Here is a 19,258-nt window from a genome sequence, read left to right on the forward strand (position 1 = left end):
AGGCAGCCGAATTGGCTGCCTTTTCCATTTGTAGTTTAGCTTTGGTTAAATTCGGCTTAGGGCAAGAACTGCATTCAATCCGCCAAAGGCAAATGCGTTTGACAAGACGTGATCAACCTTTGCCTCGCGCGCCACATTCGGCACCACATTCAGCGCACATTCGGGGTCTTCCTGTTCATACCCAATAGTCGGAGCGATCACCCCGTCTTTTAGAGCCATTACACAGGCCAGAAGTTCAACAGCGCCAGTACCGCCAATAAGATGGCCATGCATGGATTTGGTCGAACTGATCATCAAATCATCCGCCGCCGTGCCGAACACATCTGACACGGCTGCGCATTCGGTTTTATCGTTCGCCGCAGTTCCAGTGCCATGCGCGTTGATATAGCCAACATCCGAAGCATTAAGCTTGGCGTCAGCTAAAGCGCCCGAGATCGCCCGTGCCGCACCTTGTTTGCTTGGCATAACGATGTCAGCCGCATCAGAAGTCATGGCAAAGCCCGTGACTTCGGCAAGTATCTCTGCACCACGTTTGCGGGCGTGTTCATATTCCTCGAACACAAAAACAGCTGCCCCTTCGCCCTGCACCATTCCATTGCGATTGGCAGAGAACGGGCGACAGACATCGCGGCTCATCACGCGCAGGCCTTCCCAAGCTTTAACGCCACCGAAGCAAAGCATACTTTCGGAGCCACCCGTCAGCATCGCATCAGCCATGCCACAGCGGATCATGTTAAACGCTTGCCCCATGGCATGGTTCGAACTCGCGCAAGCCGTCGCAACAGTAAAACACGGCCCCATGACGTTATATGTCATAGAGAGATGGCTGGTCGCGGCATTGTTCATGAGTTTTGGCACCACGAACGGATGAACGCGGTTTTTGCCCTCTTCATAAACGGTGCGGTAATTCTCGTCTTGGGTGTTCATCCCGCCACCAGCTGTCCCAAGGATCACACCGGAACGCTGCGCAAGTTCGCCACTGAATTCGATACCCGACTGGGCCATCGCCTCTTTGGCGGCATGCAACGTGAATTGCGTATAGCGGTCATAGAGCGCTATTTGCTGGCGATTGAACTGTGACTCGGCGTCAAATCCGGTGACTTGCCCGCCAATTTTGATCGAGAGCCGATCTACATCGCGAAAGTCGAGTTGCTTGATTCCACAGGTGGCTTCCCGCATGGCCTCCATGGTTTCAACAGCAGAATGGCCAAGCGCGTTGATCGAGCCCTGCCCCGTAATAACAACACGCTTCACGCGGCTTGCTCTTCCACTAGGCTACGAACGGCGTTCACGATCGAGGCGACAGAGGAGATGTCAAAATCACTCTCGCTCGGATCGTTTGCGTTGAAAGGCACTTGAATATCAAAGGCTTCTTCGATGGCAAAGATCGATTCAACAAGGCCAAGGCTGTCGATGCCGAGGCTTTCCAGCGTGGCATCCATTGTAACATCCGAAGGCTCAAGAACGGCCTGCTCGGCAATGATTTCGATGATCTTTTCTTGTACGTCTGGCATTTCCTGCCCTTTCTTGGGCTCACTCTTGCTGCTGCTTTATTCCTTTTGACCGTTTTTTGAAACAGCTTTTTGAAGGTCTCGGATTTGTTGCATCATTCTGGGCAAGCGGCGGAGTGATTTCTGGATTTCCATTTGGGTTTCCATTTTGACCGCCGGACTGCCCAAGACAACGCGCCCCGCGGGCACATTGCTGAACATCTTTGTTGCGCCACCGGCCACCACATCGTCGCCGACGAAAATATTATCCGAACAGCCGCATTGCCCCGCCATCACAACGCGGTTGCCGATGCGGGTCGAGCCTGCAATACCGACTTGCCCACACAAAAGGCAATCTTCGCCGATTTCAACATTATGGCCAATATGAACGAGGTTATCGAGCTTGGTTCCATTGCCAATTTTTGTGTCGCGGATCGTACCACGGTCAATCGCGACATTGGCGCCAAGTTCAACGTTATCACCGATCTCAACAGCACCGAGGCTGTGAATGCGGGTCCAGCTTTGGGCTTGTACATCCCCCTGATCACCAAGGCTTTCACGGGCCTTTTCAACGCCGGATTTTTCGGGCGTCACAAACGAAAACCCGTCAGAACCAACAACGGCTCCTGGCTGCGCAATAAAATCATTACCTATTTTCACGCGCGCACCGATACGCACTCCAGAATGCAGCAGAGCGTTGTCACCGATGCGTGCACCTTCCGCGATGCTGCAATGCGCGGCGATACGGGCGTTTTGCCCGATACAAACGCCCTGGCCAATTACAACAAACGGCCCAATGGCCGCGCCAATGCCAACTTCGGCACTTGGGTCGATGACGGCGGTTGGGTGGATGTTTTGAATGACGGGGCCAGGATCAAGAAGTTTCGTCACGCCAGACATCGCATAGCGCGGGCGCGGCACGACAATCGCTGCCTCAAGGCCTAATGCTTGCCAATCTGCACCATCCCAAACAATTGCGGCGCGTGCGTCTCCTGTGCCGAGTCCCTCGGCATATTTCTCGCTCATGGCAAGCGCCAGATCATCGGGGCCGGCCGTGCTCGGCTCGGCGACGCCGTTAATCTCGATACCCAGATCACCAAAAGCCTGAGCCTCCAGCGCTTGTGCAATCTCGGAAATCTTATGTCCCATCAGGCCCCCTAAGTATGTGGGGAATTATTTAGCTCTGAACAGCGCGCAGTTCTACCCCAGCCTTCGACATGGCCGCAAAAATCTTTGCGTCACGACCATAAACGTCACGTCGATAGTTCATCTTTCCCTTCGGAACGGCAACCGCTGTCCGATAGACAAGGTGAACAGGCACATGCACATCAAGCTCCACAACTGTTTCACGCCCCGTATCCAAGCGCTCTTTGAAATAGGCCTGTGGGTTGCTCACCTGCGGCGCAAGCAGCGTATAGGCAAAGTCAAACGGGTCACGCAGACGAATACAGCCGTGGCTAAACGAGCGTGCCTCACGTTGGAACAGGTGCTTCTCTGGCGTGTCGTGCAAATAGATATTGTGACGGTTCGGGAACATGAACTTCACAAGGCCAAGCGCATTGCCGCGGCTTGGTGGCTGCTTGATATCAAAGGGGAAGTTGCGCGCGTTGTACTGCGTGAAATCCGCTCCTTCGCGGCTAACGATGCGACCAGAACTGTCGATCAAACGCAGATGCGATACCGCGTTCGGGTTCTGCTGCAGCATGGGCAGGTATTCTTTTGTCGCGATTGAGCGTGGAACATTCCAGGTCGGATTGATCACCATATGTTCCATGATATCGGAGAACTCGGGTGTGCGGCGATCATGTGTGTTCCGCCCAACAACCGAACGTGTTTTGAAGGTTACTTTCCCGTCGTCAATGATCCGCGCGTGGAAATCCGTCAGGTTTACCCAAACGTGGCGCTTCCCGCGCTCCATTCCATTGAGCCAGCGCTCCCTCTCCATCGCGACCATCACCGACTTGAGGCGCTGCTCAACCGGAGTGTTGATCTCTTTAAGTGTCCCAGCACCAGCAACGCCATCAGGCAGCAAGCCATGGTCGATCTGGAACTGCTGAACCGCTTTTTGCAGGTTTGCGTCGAAGGTTTTGGAGGATGTCCGCTTAAGATAACCCATTGTCATCAGGCGGTTACGGAGTGCCACGACATTGGCGTTGCTCTGGCCGGGCTCTAGTTTCTTACCAGGAACCGTTGGGCCCCAACCGCCGCTTGCGAGCTTCTTCTCAAGGACAAGCTTCTGCTTCATCAACATCACATATTCCGGTGTATCCGGCGCAAGTGACTTGATGAATGCAGCGGGAGAGGACTTCGCGAAAGATTCAAGAATTGAGGTCGATGAATAACGCTTCACTTCCCGCACAATCCCCTCATCGATGGAAGACGGCACAACAACCCCGCGCGACAAATCCTGAGCGAACTGCGCAAAGAGGCGGCTCATCTCGACCTCTGCGCGGCCAAGGGCTCGCTGTGTTTTGGCGCTTCCAAGAATGGATTTGATCATCTCGGGCGTGTAGCGCTCTGTCGGCAAGGCATGCGCTGCGGCGTTTCCGGCAGCCGCGATAAATGCTTTCCGACGTTTGGCATCCTCACTGCTGTTTCCTGTCCAGATCGGCTCGAATCCACGTGACCGATAAAAGGCCGCGACGGCTTTGTCCTTGGATGCAGCCTCTGCAACGGCCTGTTTGAATGCTGTGATCTCAGCCTTGGCTGGTGTCGCAACCAACCCCGCCACAAGTAGCAGCAGCGCAAAAGAGAGCGAAGCAAACAAGCCCAAAAGGCGCATCGGGCGGGTATAGGAAAGCGTCATCATAGCCTCAGAAAATCACGTAAATAGTTTAATCCGGTTAAGGAAATTGTGCCTCATGCACAAGCGCGTGTTAATTCACATTCACGACATATACGGGATTTTGTGGCATCAAAATGGAATGGTCACCATTTTGTCGCACCTGTGGCACGAAGGAAACCTTTCAGCAAATTACTGCCGATTTCACGCCGATTCTGTGCAAGCGAAAAATCTTCTCTTGGTTCAGGAATCAGCATGTGCAATAAAAACGCATCATCTGGGGATATTTGATGAAGCTGCGCTAAGACGCGGCACAAAGAGACGGAACGGGCAGTTTTAATGACAGACAGACCAAACTCATGGCTGAGCCGTCGTGGTGTGCTTGCTGCATTTGCGGCAACAGCAGTAACCGCGGCACCAACATTTTCAAACGCCGCCAGCTTCTTGCGCAAGGGCGGCGATGTGCGACGGATCACAATGTATTCGCAACGCACCGGTGAAAACATCGACATGATTTATTGGGTCGATGGCAAATACATCAAAGAAGCACTCGATCAGGTGAATTACTTCATGCGCGACTGGCGCCAAGACGAAGTGGCCCGTATCGACACGCGCACGATTGATATCATCGCAGCATCGCACTCGCTTTTGGATGTATCCGAACCTTATATGCTGCTGTCCGGCTACCGCTCACCGGCAACAAACAGAATGTTGCGCGCCCGCTCCCGCGGCGTTGCCAAGAATTCACTTCACATGAAAGCCCAAGCTGCCGACCTGCGCCTAAAATCCCGCAGTGTCAGCCAGATGGCTAAAGCCGCTGCATCCTGTTCCGCTGGCGGTGTTGGCCGCTATAGCCGCTCCAACTTCGTCCATATGGACTGCGGTCCAGTCCGCACGTGGGGACGGTAAGGCACAGATCCTACCGTCACACGACCAACCAAAACTAGCCCGTTTTGTTTCGCCGCACACTCATAGAGTTGTGCGGCTTTTTTGTTTTTGCGCTCGCCCCATTAACGTCACAAAATTCAGCTACTCTCTCTTAAACACACTCAAATATCGCTCGGCAAGTGACTGCAGCTCTTCTTGCATGCATCACCTCAACCCTGCTCTGCGAAGGCGCGAAAGTTGAGTTTTTACGCGAAGCTTAGCTTACGCTATAGTTGGAGCGCGACGAGCCAAACCGCTCTGCTCAGGAGGAATGAGAAAATGAACAAGCTTTCAACGTTTTCAATCGCAATAGTTTTGGGATTGGCTGTTGAGCCTGTATCCATACTACTCGGCTCAAATGGCACAGAAGCTGGCATGGCAATCGCGGGCTCTGACAATTCCAATAAGGGCGGCAACAGTTCGAAATCTTCCGAGAGGAGTGCGTCAAAGGGAAACTCTTCTAGATCGCCGTCGTCCAAAAAAGAGAAATCGAACAATAGAAACGTGACGCGGACAACCTCTCTTGATTCAGACGAAGCAGCCCCTTTGCATCCTAGAGAAAAGGGGCGCTGGAACGCCTCGAATGCCAACCAAAAGGCGCTTGATGCCCACATCAGAAACGGCAATTTCAACGGTACAGTCGGAACACTCGCCCAATACCAACTTGCAGCCAAAGCAGCGAACGGCGACGAGTTGAACGAATATGAACAGCGCGCGCTCGACGAATTCATCACGGAAACTGAACCAGAAGTAACCGATGCAGATATCGAGGATTTTCTGAATGATTCAGAAAACAACGAAGCTCCAATATTCACTTCAGAAAACGGCGTTGTGATGTGTTCGGACAACTGCCCAGAAGACGAGCAAGAGCTGCTGGCTCTTAATGAAAGCGCGCAGAAACTCGTTGATGAGGAAATTGCCAAGCGTGACACTGAGTTTACTCAGGCCCAGCTTGACCAATTCTTGCAAGATTCCGAGGATCGGATCACCTACAGTTCGAACAAGACCCTCACGCCAGAGCGGAACGACAACTTACTTGATGAGATTGCTGACGACTTGGACGTCGTGCGCGCCGATCTTAGCGAAAACCTTGGTGAAGTTGGTGAATCCATCGGCGAATTCGGGGACGATGTTTCAACATCCCTTTCGAAAGCAGGTAAAGATCTTACAAAGTCTTTCAAGGGGCTCTTTAAATAACGGCACCCGGCTAAGCTCCTCGGCGATTGCCGCTTCAGCGCTCAGAACAGATACAAAACTATGGCAGGGTGGATTAGCCCCGCCATTCCAATTGAGACCCCCATCGGAAACCGCCCTACGGCTTGCATTGAGGCAAGACCTGTGCGCTGCATGCGAGAAACACTTCTCAGTGTAACGATGAAAGTCACTCCAATAATGAGTGAGAATGAGAAAACTAGAGAAAATAGAGAAAGCGTTGTTGTTGGAATAAACAACAGAAGTGCGGACATTGCTTTCACATCCCCGCCACCGATAATTCGGAAGGCAAAGAGCACAAACCCAATGACAAAAACAAACCCCGCCACGCCAGCCCGCAATGCGGCTTCTCCCAACGGCAGCATAGGCAATGTCAGAACAAACAAGCCAACGGCAATCAAACAAAGCATGTTTGGAATGCGAAGTTGGCGCATATCACATACAGCAATCGCAACGAGGATCGGCGACAAAAGCATCAATGGAATAAGTTGCGTCAACACAGTTTAGGCCCGTTTTTCAAGAGGTTGTGGTTCTGGCATAGCCTGCATTGTCAGAAGATTATGTGTCAGTTCTGCCTGACTGGACATGTTGGTCTTCAAATAAATGTTGCGCAGATGCGTTCTTAGCGTCGAGTCACAGATCGAAAGCTCATTGCAAATGCGGCCGTTGCTCAACCCCTTACAGAGCAGCAGACACACCCGATACTCCGCACGACTGAGATGAGCTGGATTCTCGAGACTCATAATAGGCAAGCCACCCTGCCCTACGGGCTCTTTTTGGGTCACGCGATGCAACATTGAACGGGTCACAAGACCGGGCGCTCTGTTTTTCCACGTTTCTGTGAATGTCGGCGTAAGAATGTTGAGGATGGCGTGTAGCCCCGCATCAAGACGATGGGCGAAATGCACCTCTAGAACATCAATCGTTTTGCCGTGAACTTCGAGCGGTATGACCACCATCTCGTTAAGTCCGCGGTTTCGGTGAAACTCTGTCAGTGCATTTTCGGACTCTGTATCGATCAAGGTTTTGAACCAGATCGCCCCAACTTTTGTTCGCAGCAAATAATCGCCAATCAATGCACGCGCATAAGATCGCGTCAGCGGATGCCGCGTGCTTTTAGAATCTGGGCTGTCATAAAGAACAGATTTCGTCGGGCTTGAACCATCTCTGGAGACGCGTGCCAAGGCGACAGCCTTTGCGTTGAGACTCTCCGCTAACAACTTGAGTGCTGAATTCAAATCGTTGCGGCCCTGAAGACATTCGCACCAATGTGCAATTGCCCCAATCATATCTACATCAGTCAGAACGCGCCCCTCCGGCGCAGAAACTGTATTACTCATTACCATCCCCTTTAAATTGTCCCTTTCACCATTATGATTAAGGTGCTGTGACTGCTCGGGGTGGCCTCACTCGTTATTTCAACAACAAAAAAAACGTTGTGATAACAATGGTAATAGAGATTTCGTTAACCTCTTAGAAAAATTCACTGTCGGCCCTTATTTTGGCAAAAACTTCAACCTATGCGGGCATTTCTAATCAACAATAGGGTCATTTGTGCAGAATTGACACGCACACGTCATGAAATTGCCACATTCAGATCAGCCTAAATTGATTCGAAAAGTTCGACCAAAAGAGGCGCTTATCCCGCAAAATAGCGAATGTATCGAATGACCACCGGCCCCACTGTAAGTAAGATCAGAGCCGGCAACATAAGCATCGCAAGAACGGCCGACATTTTGACGGGCAGCTTGTTCGCGTGCTCCTGTGCAGTAAGCTCTCTATACTGCCGCATTTCATCAGCATAGGTGGTTAACGCCTCTGACATGCTGGTGCCGTAACGAATAGATTGCTGAACCACGCGCGCAAATGACCGCACCACTTCAACACCGGTACGATCTGCCATGTCCTGCATCGCGAGATCACGATCACGACCGGCTTGCACCTGATGTTGAACACTCAGGAACTCGAAGGAAATCTCTGGAGAAATCCGCGCAAGCTCATTGCCGACACGCGTCATTGCCGCATCAAACCCCATGCCGGTTTCGATTGAAATCTGCATAAGGTCGAGCGCGTTCGGGAAAGCTTCTTCAATCTTACGTTTCCGCGCAGCGGCTCGACTGTTCAACCAATTCAACGGTGCAAAATACCCGAGCCCGACCAAAATGGTGACAATCTGAAATGTGCGAAGGTTGGTCATATGGCCGAGCCGTTCCTCGATCGCCAAAGGCATGGCGATACCAGGAGACTTGCTCGCAGCAACCAACCCGAGGAACAAAATTGGCAAAACAATCCCGAATATCGCTCGAACCAGCGTAAAGTTACGCAGAGCGCTTGGGCCAGGGAAACCCGCTTGCGCCAGACGAAGGCGCAATTCGCCGCGTTTGGCTTCATCGGCGGGCACAAAGGACTTCATCCAGCCTTTAGGATCGGCATCCGGCGCGCGCAGGAGGCCAAGTTGTTGCCGCCGCTGCTGTGCGCTCATGCTGGACGCCGCGATACGCGCTGCGGCTGGATTACGATCTGCAAAAGCTGCGTTTAATCCATAAAAGGCGATCAAAACTCCCAGCCCCACCCCTGTGATCATCATGATCTCTGGGGAAATGCCATAGGATTGTGCCGTATTCATAAATTGGTCGAACATTGCAGGTTCTCCTATATGTGGAAGTTGACGAGTTTTCGCAGCGTCAGAAAATTCAAGACACTTAGAACAACCACCGCCATTGCCATTGGGACATAAAGCGGATCATCCGCAACGCCGCCGTAGTAGCTCGGCGTCATGATTGAGGTGTAGGTATAGATCACCACAGGGATTGCAGAGAGGATATACATCGTCATCCGCCCTTCCGACGAAATGGCGTGGATTTTGCGCCGCATCATGATCCTGTCCCGAACGACACGCGACAAAACGTTGACGATCCGAGCGAGATCACCACCTGTACCATGCTGAATGCCGATGCTGGCCGAGAGGTAATGGACATCCTCAAGGTCGACACGATCTGCAAACTGTTGGAACGCATCCGTCAGATCTTCGCCATAGCTCACCTGATCGTAAATAATGCCAAATTCCGTGCCGATCGGGTCTGCCATTTCTTCGGCGACGGCGCCGATTGATGTATTGAGCGGATGCCCGACCCGTAGGCCACGCGCCAGAAGATCGAGAGCGTCGGGAAGTTGTCCAACGAGTTGGTCCATGCGCTTTTTGCGTTTGGAGCGCACCACAGAAACCGGCACACCAACCCCAAGAGCAAGGGCGAACAGAATTGCTTTCGGCAACGAAAGATAAATCAAGCCCAGAAGAAATGCGAAGGCAGTTGCAAAAATCATGAGCAGAACGAACGCTCCCGGCCGAAGCGTCAATCCTGCCTGGCTCAGAAGTTGTGGCAGATTTCCAATGAACGGCAAGCGCGTGAGAATTCCGCCCCCTGTATCAGGCTTCAGAATAGCAAGGACCTCTTCTGTCGAACGACCTTTGCCGATCATGCGTAGCCGCCTGTTTTTAGCTTCGAGACGGTTCTCACTACGGCTCAGGAGCTGCGTGACACCTGTGAAGAGCAAGAACACTCCAAGCGCGACAAGCGCATAGATCACGAAATTCAGATCGGTAAACTGTGAAAAATCAGCCATGTCTTACCCCTAGTTTCGCGCAAAGGAAAATTCACCGAGGTCGATCCCAGATGCGATCAACTGATCGGCGCAACGTGGGCGAATGCCTGTCGGGACAAACTCACCCAACAACGAACCATCTTCGGCTTTACCGTTACGGTGATAAACAAAGATGTCCTGCATGGAGATCACCTCGCCTTCCAGCCCCGTGACTTCGGATATGCTGACCACGCGGCGGCGACCATCAGACATCCGCGAAAGCTGCACTACAAAATGAAGCCCCGATGCGATCTGAGATCGGATCGCCTTGAGCGGCAAGTCAATACCGATCATGCTGACCATTTGCTCAATTCGGCCAAGCGCATCTCTCGCAGAGTTTGCGTGCACCGTTGTCATGGAGCCGTCATGGCCCGTGTTCATCGCCTGAAGCATGTCGAAGGTTTCGGCGCCACGGACCTCGCCAACGATAATCCGGTCTGGGCGCATACGAAGTGCGTTGCGAACAAGATCGCGCTGTAGCACAGCCCCTCCGCCCGAAGGTCCCGCAGGGCGCGTTTCGAGACGGACAACATGGTCTTGCTGAAGTTGAAGTTCGGCGGCGTCTTCGATTGTTACGATCCGTTCGCGCGGATCGATTTGGGCAGACATCGCATTGAGCATGGTTGTTTTACCCGACCCGGTTCCGCCCGAAATCAGAATGTTCATGCGCCCTGCAACAAGTGCGTGCAAAAGTTTCGCAGCAGAGTCAGACAGGCTCTCTGTTTCAATGAGGCGCTGCATCGTCAAAGGCACACGGCTGAATTTACGGATCGAGATCGAAGGGCCGTCAATCGCACAGGGCCGAATAATCGCGTTTACGCGGCTTCCGTCCTCTAGGCGGGCATCGACCCAAGGATTTGACTCATCAACCCGCCGTCCGATGCGCGACACGATCTTGTCGATAATCCGCAACAAGTGCTTCTCGTCGCGAAAGCGCGTTTTGGTGGCTTCAAGAACCCCATTGCGTTCGACGAATACTGTTTTGTGACCATTCACCAGAATATCATTCACGGTGGGGTCTTTCAGCAGCGGCTCAAGTGGACCAAGGCCAAGCACCTCGTCCATGAGTTCTGCTACGATGCGCTTGAACTCATCCGAGCGTACGGGCGTATTGTCTTTTTCCAGCGTCTCATTGACCAGAACTGAAACTTCATGGCGCAGGTCTTCGGGCTCGATCTTGTCAATAATCGACAGGTTCAGCCGATCAAGCAGCGCATCATGAAGGCGGCGTTTCAACTCGAGCGATTTGAGCAATTCAGCATCGTCTGCCTGCGTGTCAAACGCCTCGGGCTCGGAAACCAGATCGCTTGCCTTCAAAGGAATGACATTGTCATCCTCGGTCGACCCACGTTTTGCAAAACTCTTAAACATGCGGTGTTTCCTTTTTCACAACTGGGGTCGAGGAGGAGAGCGCTTCGAGGGTCGTTTGCCCAAGCTTATGTATACTGCGCGCCAACGGGGATCGCCCTGCAGCTCTTGCGAGAGGTTGCCCGCGGTCAGTGGCCTCACGCGCCGCAACAGGATCATAGGGCAACCAGCCCTGAAGTGGCCGCTCTAGAATTTTGGAGGCTGCAGTGTGGTGTTTGCGCAAAACAACAGGCTTTTTCTCATGAGAAACAATAATATCGATTTGGAGATCACGGTGATCCTCGGTGAAAAAGTTGATCAACCGATAGGCGCTGTTGATCGCGGGAACAGAACTGTCTGTAACCAGCATCAAGCGATCCGTCATCTCGAGAACACCGCTGACCCAATCCACGAGGGCATGGGGCAGATCAACAACCACATAATCGAACTCGGCCTGCAGCAGCTCCAGAACTGCGCGAACTTGCTCTACGGTCAAGCCATCAAGCGGCATGAAACGCGCCGGTGCCGTCAAAACCGAAAGGCCCGAAGTAAGCGTTGTTAAAGCTTGCTGAAGAAAAAGTGCGTCAGGCTCCGTGTTTTCTGCACCCATCTGATGCAGCGCGTCGCTAGCTTCAATATCAAGGAAACTCGCCACACTGCCGAATTGGATGTCCAGATCAACCAGAGCCACACGTTTGGTTGTTTTCTTCTTGAATACGCCCGTTTCCTGCATGAGCTCATTTGCAAGGTTTACGGCTACTGTCGTTGCGCCAATGCCGCCACGGGTCTGCGCCACGGTAATAATTTTTCCCAATGGGCGATGGTAAGGCGCACCTGAACGGTCGCGTTCCTTGACGGTTAAAGCTTCAACCACCTCACGAAGATCATCCGCGGAAATTGAATCAGGTAGCACTTTGGTTGCACCTGCACCTTCCAGTTGGCGGACATCATTCAGCGTAATGAGATCGTCGGAAATCGCCAAAAGAACTGCACCGTCTTCAAGCCTTTCCCGCAGGGCCTTTACAGCAACGATCGAACGCCGAACATCAGCGCCAACTTCGATCACTACAAAATCGCGGTTGTCTTCGAGTGTGAGCGCGAGGCCATTCACGCCTCCAAGATCACGAAACTTCTCTGACAGCGGCGTATGCGGCAGCGTAGACAGCGTTTCAAACACCGATGACGCTTTTCCTTCTGATGGAGGAACGAGAGTGAGCGGTTTTTCTTTTGCTTTCATTTTCATTTCCTCTTTCGAATTACCCTGTGTTGCCATGAGACAAATCCTCGGCTGGCATTGAAACGCTCATGGTTGGAAAGCTTACGGTTGCCCCAAGCCCTGCTGGAGCGGTTGCCCCCGTCAGCCCGACAAGAGCGCCAAGCGGTGAGACAAACTGAAAATTCAGGTTTTGCAGTTCCACGGTGACAACCGGTACATACGGCCCACCGAGGAAGCCCAAATTTTCGTCATAAGAATACACGAACCGAAGGTTGGAGATTGTCGCATCATTCGGCAGAGCCCCTTGAAGCAAACCCCAGATTTCATTGGCCGTTGCGTTCCCTGCGGATCCGGCACACGCAATAACTCCTGGATTAGCGCAGGTATTTGCGCCCGCTGAACAATTGGTGCCAAATTGCGGTGGCACCTGATTTTGCTGAAGCGGGCCGCGCGCGTTCACTTGTGGCACACTCGGACACGCCGCAGGACGAACAGTCGCTACGCGCGCGGCGACATGCATTGCCTTTTCTGCGGTAACGTAATGAAACGCCATTCGGCCGAAATCGATCATGCCGAAGAACAGCAATAGGAACAGCGGGATCACGATCGCCAGCTCCACCATCGTGACGCCCCGATCATCCCGCCAGATCGCGAACCAATCTGTGGGTTTATGTTGGCCCAAGCGCTTCATGTTCCAAACACCCGACTTTGATCCGAAATCGTTGTATTGATGGTCACAAGATTGGTTCCACCCGCGAAGGAAAAGACGCTGGCAAAGGGAAAGGTCACGGTTAAGTTGGCGGTAACCTCTGTTACTGGTGCTGGCGAGTTGCGATAAGTTCCGGACACGCAAGACAGACTTGGCGTGACGGAGGTGACGGTTATTCCGCTTGGGAAAAGATTTGATCCGTCTTTGCTTTGGCGAATAATCGCCTCCAGATCAGAGGTATAGGTCCCCACATTCCCGCCTGACAAACAGATATCACGCGGAGTCACCCGTGCCAGATACCGTGCGGCATCACGAACACCCGAGGCCACGGCCTGATAGGACCACATGAGCCGGCCGCCCTCTATGATCACAGCAAAAAACAGGAGCATCATCGGCAGCATGATCGCAAACTCGACAAGCGCTGCGCCACGTTCTTCGCGCCAGAACCGACGCAGGATATGCGATACAAAGCGGTTCATCGGTAAAGCTGAACGACGTCACGGAAAATGCCGCCGCTCCCTCCTGTTCCCGCACCACCAGGCCCGACACTTCCGATGACTTCGACCCAAAGGTCCAAAGTAGGCGGCGATAGGCCATCGTCGCCGACAGGCTCAGTGAGGAACACTTCGTAAAAATCTTCAACCGGAACGCCAGTTTCGGCGCCGTTGATTGGATTGGCAGTGCAATCTATCCCCGCAGCGATTACCACGCGGCGTTTGGGATCGTTGGATTGGTGGTTGGAACACTGCGGACGGCCAGTCTCTGAAAGACCGCTCAGAATATCCGCCGTCGACGCTGGGTTCGGGCCGATTTCTGCGAGATAATACTCATAGCGGGTCGTCGCGGAAGGATGCGGATCAACACCGCCGTAGTTGGTATTTACATAATCGACCCGACCAGCAGCCCAGTCTCCATCGCCAAACCGTCCGCATGTGCCATTGACCAAACAGGTGTCGCGCGGCAATCCAAGCGTGTCAGGAGAGATTTCTTCGCTATTCCCAATACATTGCCCACTTTTGGGGACTATTCCTTTGATTACATTGGGTGCAGGCGCATAGTCGGGGTCGTTCTTCTTCCCGTTCATGACGGCTTTGTAGATATCAAAACGCACGTTAAAGACAGAGTCACGAAGGCCTACTTTTTGACCGGGTTCAGTATCAACGCCGCGCTGTGAAAAACACTGGGTGATACTACCGATTGCGCCCAAAAGACAGGCATCGAGCTGCGCGCCATTCTTGCCTTCACAAGGCCCCTCGGTATCGACCAGAAACCGAGACGGGTCGAGAAAACCGAAATCTCCCGGCCCCCATGCCGCGCCATTTCCGCCAGAGCGCAGCAGGATCATCATGCCTTCGCTTACCGGTGTCGGAGGCAGACAAAACATCAGCGGTGTCACATCACATGCGTATTGGGTAAAGCCCGCAACGGCGCTTGCGCGCGCCGTGGTGTCAGGTGCGGTATTGCCCGTTAAGCCAAAAAACGCGGCGCCAAATGTCATCTCGACATTCGATGGCTGTACAACAACGCGTGCATATCGCGCGTCACCAGGATCGGTTGTTGTGGCTGTTATCGCGGTTGTGTCACTTGCCGGCAGGTCACTTAGGAAGGTGAGTGTATAATCATCCGATCCTGATAGTAGCGCCCCGCCTGCCCCAAAGGTTTTGCTGTCGGAAATCAAGTTCGCCGCAGCTAAGGTTGCGCGATCAATTGCGTCGGCTTTGCCATCAAGCTCTCCAGCAGCAGCAAGCGCAACGCTATCAGCATAGGATTGCAACTCTGTTTGGGTAATTGAGACGCGCCCCAAATCAAACGATAGAGCTACGATGCCAAAGAAGATCACAAAGCTCACCCCCCAGAGCACCAGAGCGGCACCGCTCTCGTCTCTGACGAAGGTTTGATATGTTTTCCACTTGTGCAACATGGCTCGATCCCGACCTCAATCTCAGTTCACTTCGTGAAGAGTCAGGACATTTGCGCGACGAACGGCAATTGTTCGCGAAGGCGCATCTTCCGGCAGTGGTGATACATCCTGCAAAAGGTCGCTCAAACGGATTGAGTCAAGCGGCTTGTCCTCAGTGTAATCGAGCGTCCGAAGGGTCAGGCTCAGTGTTCCGGCTTGCTGCGCTAAGGCGAGGCGCTGCCCCTGATCCGGCGTAACTTCAACCGTTACAGTACGGGCAACCTCGGGTGCATCCGTCTGCTCGTCGGCATCCTGATCCACACCAATAACGCGAATATTTTGGAGGATCGTTACGGCGCGCAGAGTTTCATCACGCCCCTGCGTCAGCAAGACATCCACGAAATCACCAGGTGTTACAAAGCCACCAACGGCAGTTTCAGCGGATACTTTGATTGCCATAGCGCGCTGGTTTGTCCCGATAGACTGGACGATCGTAACCTTCTCGCCATAGTCGGAAACCTTGTTCACTTGAATGAGCTCATCCTTGGAAATCGCACGACGCGCACGGCGTGAGGGCTGCCCTTCTTCGGGAAGCAGCAGATCATAGCTTGTGAAAACGCCAAGAGGCACGGCGTCCCGCGGCCAGTCAATTGTTCTGAGCATTCGGGCTTCGATGGCTTGCCCAAAAGCAATGTCGTTTGCAGCAACAATGACAGAGACCATAGCGGACTCATCATTTTGTACAGCAACGGCACTTCGCTTTTCGATCATATCTCGGGCGACGAAGGCCGATCCACCCGCGACTCCAAGTCCAATGAGGGCTGTTAATAAAGAACTAAGACGCATGGTATTTCCTTTCTGGGAGCGAAATCCAAAATAGATTTCTTTCAAGCAGTTACGCGGCCATATCAAGGAGATGAAATGAACTGCGGCTGCTTTTCACTAGTCGGTATTCTTGGGGAAGTGATGGTTAGACTAGCAGAGGGACCATCAGGGCTCTTATCGGTCTAGAGGGATGGATGGTGTTGCCCACTCTGTTTGGCGGAACAACACCATCACCAAGACCAATGGTAGAGGCCTTAGTTTGGCATCTGTGTGCCAGCGGCGCCCATGGCTGTTCCGATTTCGCCGCCAAGCGTGGTAAGAGCACCAACGCCAAGTGTGACGGCAAGTGCGATCGCAATGCCGTATTCAACGAGCGTAACGCCCTCATCATCATGACGAAGGCGGATGAAGGTCTTAAGAATCATATCTCGTATTTCGAGACTCCTTACTGGTTATGAACGGCCAATCAGGCCAATAAAACAGCAGAACGAACCAACATGGCCCGTCACTGGCAGAAGTCTAGTTTACGAGCGTCTGTCCCCTTGCCGCATCATCGCAAACGGTCAGAATTACATGCATAGGTTGTATGATTGACATGTTTTTGATGAGTGGGCGCAGGAACTCAAGAAGCAAAATCGAACGCCAAAACAATGCATTCCCTGTGAAATAGTCTTCACATATCCACGCAATAACTTTTGAAAACAGCATTACGAGAAACGGCGCCATTAACGCTGAAGTACTAAAACAATCAGGGAAGTTAATGCCTGACACTGACCTTACTGCCGAGTGCGAAAGTCTCGAAACAGAATTTCAGCGTACCGTTCTGTGGCGATGCACGGAATTTCTACACCTGAAACTTGACAGTTCGCAGGTTCGTCTGGAACAATTGTGGTTGACCATTGTTCGGGCCGCCGATGTCGGCACATGACCCAAAAATTGTCATTCATATTTAGACTTTTTCAATTTTGGGAATCGAGAATTCAACATGAATAGCGCTTTGAGAAACTCCGTTTTTGGCACCGTATTGTTCGTCACACTTGCGACAGCGGCCAACGGGCAAACCTTCGACCTTGTCATCAACAATGGCCGAGTCATCGATCCCGAGACGGGATTTGATGCCATAGCTCACGTTGGAATCGTGGATGGCGAGATCGTGGAGATTGCACAATCGCAACTCGAAGGAGAACAGGTTATCGATGCATCTGGGCTGATCGTAGCCCCCGGTTTCATCGATCTGCATTCCCATTCTGTTGTGGACCTTCCGGCCAACCGTTTGCAGGCGTTTGACGGCGTAACGACGGCATTGGAATTGGAATCCGGCGTGCTTCCGATTGCGGATTGGTATGCCAGCGTCGAAGCAGAAGGCAGAGCGACGAACTTCGGCGCCACTGCGTCGTGGTCCTTCGCGAGGATTGCAACGATGGTTCCCGAAATGCCACCAGTGGAACCTACCGCTGCTTGGTATCAGGGCGCATTCAATTATCCGCGTTGGACAACGAACGTGACGACCGAAGAAGAACTCGACAAGATCATCGATCTTATCCAGCAAGGTCTGGACGATGGTGCGCTTGGGATTGGTGTTAATTCTGGCTACGTCCCGGGTGTAGGTGGCAAGGAATTGCTCCGCATTTGGGAATTGGCCGCAGAGAACGGCGTTCCGGTCAGCACGCATATGCGCAATTGGTCTGAGGCGGATCCTCTCAGTTCGCTTGAGGGGTTGGCGATGGTTCTTGGGCTGTCCGCGACGTCGGGAGCACGAACCAATATTTGCCACCTTCATTCCACCAACCTGCACGACACATTGAAGGCCGCCGACATGGTCGACAAGGCGCGCAGCATCGGCATTGACGTACACACAGAGGTCTATCCCTACGGTATTGCCTCGATGCCCATTGCCTCGGCTGTTCTGTTGCAAGCTGGCGAAGCTTTCCGCGCACGCATGGGAATTGATTTCGACTCTGTCCGCCTGATCGCAAAGGGGCGCTGGATCGAGGACGAAGCGGACATGCGGGCCGAGCAAGACGCGGATCCGGGTCAATTCATCATCATGCGTTACCTAGACGAGGAAGATGCGACCGACGCAGATATTCTTCGCAAAGTCACCGCACTTCCTTGGATCGCCATTGCCTCGGACTCCATTCCCTACACGCAGCCAGACGGCACACCGATAACCGGAGAGGAATGGCCCATGCCCGACAACGCATTTTCTAATCCGCGCAGCGCCGGAACCTACGGCAAGTTCCTTCGTGAATGGGTTCGGGAAGACGAGCTACTGGACTGGCCCGAAGCGATTGCCAAAGTGTCCTTGATCCCAGCACAACTGTTTGATGGCCAGGTACCTGCTATGGAACGCAAAGGACGTCTTCAAGAAGGTATGGACGCCGATATCACAGTCTTTGATCCGGAAACGATAGGCGACCGCGCAACTATCGATCGCCCTTTCGAAACGACTGAAGGCATAGAATATTTGATCGTAAACGGCACCGCGGTCATCAGCGGCGGAGAGATGGACACCGACGTTCTTCCCGGCAAACCAATCCGGAAATAGGCTGTTGAGGGCCAAGGTAATCTGACATTTCGGCGAACGCGATCTTGCTGATCATATCGCCTACGTTACAACGCGATGGAATTTGACTTCGGGCTTTCTCAGCCCAAAGAACGTCGGATTTGCGCGGCGCCTGAATTCGATACGCGAATGTAAAATCGCATTTCTCGGGGAGGCAGCAGTGTCGCAACGCCTGCCCGCATTTACTATGCGTTTTAGTTTGAGGCGCTAGTTGAGAATTCAAAGACTGTTCCATTTTCTGGCCGGCCATCGCGCTAACAATCGATAAGAAATCTGAAGCTCTCTTACTGGCCCGAAACTGCAATTCCGGTCACGCTCCGATAGGCTGCTGAGAATTGATTCAATGTCCAAGCAATTTTGGTCATATCGCCAGCCTCATGCTCCGATGAGATGCCTGCACCAATACTCTCAGCGATCTACACCCTCGCCGAATAAACATTAGAAACAGGCTTACTACGCTCAAAATTCACATTGGCGTTTTGAAGCAAACGAACACATTTAACAAACAAGGTGAAGATGGCGCACCCGAGAGGATTCGAACCTCTGGCCTCTGCCTTCGGAGGGCAGTGCTAGGGGCTATATTCACCGTTTAAACCCCGTTTGTTCTTGTTTTCGACCTGTTTCGAGTCCGTTTAGACGCCT

At 52.8% G+C, this 19,258-nt stretch carries 18 protein-coding genes; 3 read left to right on the plus strand and 15 right to left on the minus strand.

Annotation, left to right across the window (positions count from 1 at the left end; translation table 11 throughout):
* Positions 1–45: 45 nt before the first annotated feature.
* The 4 genes from N9C89_RS07630 to N9C89_RS07645 are packed head-to-tail and all read right to left on the minus strand — an operon-like array spanning position 46 to position 4,296.
* Positions 46–1,254: a beta-ketoacyl-[acyl-carrier-protein] synthase family protein gene (locus N9C89_RS07630; RefSeq protein WP_263953234.1), complete on the minus strand. Its 1,209-nt coding sequence runs from the start codon at positions 1,252–1,254 to the stop codon at positions 46–48.
* A complete protein-coding gene (locus N9C89_RS07635) occupies positions 1,251–1,514 on the minus strand; it encodes an acyl carrier protein (protein ID WP_263953235.1) in 264 nt (87 codons plus the stop codon). The genes N9C89_RS07630 and N9C89_RS07635 overlap by 4 nt, the downstream gene beginning before the upstream one ends.
* 36 nt (positions 1,515–1,550) lie before the next feature.
* The gene (gene lpxD / locus N9C89_RS07640) at positions 1,551–2,639 is read right to left on the minus strand and encodes a UDP-3-O-(3-hydroxymyristoyl)glucosamine N-acyltransferase (protein ID WP_263953236.1); all 1,089 of its coding nucleotides are present in this window, start codon (positions 2,637–2,639) and stop codon (positions 1,551–1,553) included.
* 28 nt (positions 2,640–2,667) lie between these two features.
* The gene (locus N9C89_RS07645; protein ID WP_263953305.1) at positions 2,668–4,296 is read right to left on the minus strand and encodes a L,D-transpeptidase family protein; all 1,629 of its coding nucleotides are present in this window, start codon (positions 4,294–4,296) and stop codon (positions 2,668–2,670) included.
* 315 nt (positions 4,297–4,611) lie between these two features.
* On the opposite strand from N9C89_RS07645, the gene N9C89_RS07650 reads away from it, so the two are divergent.
* Together N9C89_RS07650 and N9C89_RS07655 are read left to right on the plus strand one after the other, a co-directional pair.
* Positions 4,612–5,181 carry a YcbK family protein gene (locus N9C89_RS07650; RefSeq protein ID WP_263953237.1) on the plus strand — a complete coding sequence of 190 codons (570 nt, stop codon included), beginning with the start codon at positions 4,612–4,614 and terminating at the stop codon, positions 5,179–5,181.
* A 297-nt stretch (positions 5,182–5,478) separates the two neighbouring features.
* Complete coding sequence (locus N9C89_RS07655; RefSeq protein ID WP_263953238.1) at positions 5,479–6,396, plus strand: hypothetical protein; 918 nt, start codon at positions 5,479–5,481, stop codon at positions 6,394–6,396.
* Between the two features lie 41 nt (positions 6,397–6,437).
* Here N9C89_RS07655 and N9C89_RS07660 read toward each other — a convergent pair whose 3' ends face one another.
* From N9C89_RS07660 to N9C89_RS07710, 11 genes are all read right to left on the minus strand, one after another.
* Entirely contained in the window at positions 6,438–6,911 is a 474-nt protein-coding gene (locus tag N9C89_RS07660) for a prepilin peptidase (RefSeq protein ID WP_263953239.1), read from the minus strand.
* 3 nt (positions 6,912–6,914) lie between these two features.
* A complete protein-coding gene (locus N9C89_RS07665) occupies positions 6,915–7,751 on the minus strand; it encodes a helix-turn-helix transcriptional regulator (RefSeq protein ID WP_263953240.1) in 837 nt (278 codons plus the stop codon).
* 299 nt (positions 7,752–8,050) lie between these two features.
* On the minus strand, positions 8,051–9,052 hold the full coding sequence (locus tag N9C89_RS07670; protein ID WP_263953241.1) for a type II secretion system F family protein: 1,002 nt from the start codon (positions 9,050–9,052) through the stop codon (positions 8,051–8,053).
* Positions 9,053–9,063: 11 nt separating this feature from the next.
* Positions 9,064–10,035, minus strand: coding sequence for a type II secretion system F family protein (locus N9C89_RS07675; RefSeq protein WP_263953242.1), 972 nt, complete (start codon positions 10,033–10,035; stop codon positions 9,064–9,066).
* A gap of 9 nt (positions 10,036–10,044) precedes the next feature.
* The gene (locus N9C89_RS07680; RefSeq protein WP_263953243.1) at positions 10,045–11,424 is read right to left on the minus strand and encodes a CpaF family protein; all 1,380 of its coding nucleotides are present in this window, start codon (positions 11,422–11,424) and stop codon (positions 10,045–10,047) included.
* Positions 11,417–12,637: an AAA family ATPase gene (locus N9C89_RS07685; protein WP_263953244.1), complete on the minus strand. Its 1,221-nt coding sequence runs from the start codon at positions 12,635–12,637 to the stop codon at positions 11,417–11,419. The genes N9C89_RS07680 and N9C89_RS07685 overlap by 8 nt, the downstream gene beginning before the upstream one ends.
* 19 nt (positions 12,638–12,656) lie before the next feature.
* Entirely contained in the window at positions 12,657–13,307 is a 651-nt protein-coding gene (locus N9C89_RS07690; protein ID WP_263953245.1) for a TadE/TadG family type IV pilus assembly protein, read from the minus strand.
* Positions 13,304–13,804: a TadE/TadG family type IV pilus assembly protein gene (locus tag N9C89_RS07695; protein WP_263953246.1), complete on the minus strand. Its 501-nt coding sequence runs from the start codon at positions 13,802–13,804 to the stop codon at positions 13,304–13,306. Before N9C89_RS07695 ends, N9C89_RS07690 begins: the two co-directional genes overlap by 4 nt.
* On the minus strand, positions 13,801–15,246 hold the full coding sequence (locus tag N9C89_RS07700) for a TadE/TadG family type IV pilus assembly protein (protein ID WP_263953247.1): 1,446 nt from the start codon (positions 15,244–15,246) through the stop codon (positions 13,801–13,803). Before N9C89_RS07700 ends, N9C89_RS07695 begins: the two co-directional genes overlap by 4 nt.
* A gap of 21 nt (positions 15,247–15,267) precedes the next feature.
* A complete protein-coding gene (gene cpaB / locus N9C89_RS07705; protein WP_263953248.1) occupies positions 15,268–16,071 on the minus strand; it encodes a Flp pilus assembly protein CpaB in 804 nt (267 codons plus the stop codon).
* A gap of 233 nt (positions 16,072–16,304) precedes the next feature.
* Positions 16,305–16,475 carry a Flp family type IVb pilin gene (locus N9C89_RS07710; RefSeq protein WP_263953249.1) on the minus strand — a complete coding sequence of 57 codons (171 nt, stop codon included), beginning with the start codon at positions 16,473–16,475 and terminating at the stop codon, positions 16,305–16,307.
* Positions 16,476–17,035: 560 nt separating this feature from the next.
* Between N9C89_RS07710 and N9C89_RS07715 the strand changes: the two genes are divergently transcribed.
* The gene (locus N9C89_RS07715) at positions 17,036–18,598 is read left to right on the plus strand and encodes an amidohydrolase family protein (RefSeq protein ID WP_263953250.1); all 1,563 of its coding nucleotides are present in this window, start codon (positions 17,036–17,038) and stop codon (positions 18,596–18,598) included.
* The last annotated feature ends 660 nt before the right edge of the window (positions 18,599–19,258 follow it).

Source organism: Halocynthiibacter sp. SDUM655004, assembly GCF_026015885.1.
Taxonomy (GTDB): domain Bacteria; phylum Pseudomonadota; class Alphaproteobacteria; order Rhodobacterales; family Rhodobacteraceae; genus Falsihalocynthiibacter; species Falsihalocynthiibacter halioticoli.

Excerpts from the sequence above, each read along its gene's own strand:
- N9C89_RS07635 (WP_263953235.1), bottom strand. The coding sequence starts at position 1,514 with ATGCCAGACGTACAAGAAAAGATCATCGAAATCATTGCCGAGCAGGCC.
- lpxD (WP_263953236.1), bottom strand. The coding sequence starts at position 2,639 with ATGGGACATAAGATTTCCGAGATTGCACAAGCGCTGGAGGCTCAGGCT.
- N9C89_RS07645 (WP_263953305.1), bottom strand. The coding sequence starts at position 4,296 with ATGACGCTTTCCTATACCCGCCCGATGCGCCTTTTGGGCTTGTTTGCT.
- N9C89_RS07650 (WP_263953237.1), top strand. The coding sequence starts at position 4,612 with ATGACAGACAGACCAAACTCATGGCTGAGCCGTCGTGGTGTGCTTGCT.
- N9C89_RS07655 (WP_263953238.1), top strand. The coding sequence starts at position 5,479 with ATGAACAAGCTTTCAACGTTTTCAATCGCAATAGTTTTGGGATTGGCT.
- N9C89_RS07665 (WP_263953240.1), bottom strand. The coding sequence starts at position 7,751 with ATGAGTAATACAGTTTCTGCGCCGGAGGGGCGCGTTCTGACTGATGTA.
- N9C89_RS07670 (WP_263953241.1), bottom strand. The coding sequence starts at position 9,052 with ATGTTCGACCAATTTATGAATACGGCACAATCCTATGGCATTTCCCCA.
- N9C89_RS07675 (WP_263953242.1), bottom strand. The coding sequence starts at position 10,035 with ATGGCTGATTTTTCACAGTTTACCGATCTGAATTTCGTGATCTATGCG.
- N9C89_RS07680 (WP_263953243.1), bottom strand. The coding sequence starts at position 11,424 with ATGTTTAAGAGTTTTGCAAAACGTGGGTCGACCGAGGATGACAATGTC.
- N9C89_RS07685 (WP_263953244.1), bottom strand. The coding sequence starts at position 12,637 with ATGAAAGCAAAAGAAAAACCGCTCACTCTCGTTCCTCCATCAGAAGGA.
- N9C89_RS07690 (WP_263953245.1), bottom strand. The coding sequence starts at position 13,307 with ATGAAGCGCTTGGGCCAACATAAACCCACAGATTGGTTCGCGATCTGG.
- N9C89_RS07695 (WP_263953246.1), bottom strand. The coding sequence starts at position 13,804 with ATGAACCGCTTTGTATCGCATATCCTGCGTCGGTTCTGGCGCGAAGAA.
- N9C89_RS07700 (WP_263953247.1), bottom strand. The coding sequence starts at position 15,246 with ATGTTGCACAAGTGGAAAACATATCAAACCTTCGTCAGAGACGAGAGC.
- cpaB (WP_263953248.1), bottom strand. The coding sequence starts at position 16,071 with ATGCGTCTTAGTTCTTTATTAACAGCCCTCATTGGACTTGGAGTCGCG.
- N9C89_RS07710 (WP_263953249.1), bottom strand. The coding sequence starts at position 16,475 with ATGATTCTTAAGACCTTCATCCGCCTTCGTCATGATGATGAGGGCGTT.
- N9C89_RS07715 (WP_263953250.1), top strand. The coding sequence starts at position 17,036 with ATGAATAGCGCTTTGAGAAACTCCGTTTTTGGCACCGTATTGTTCGTC.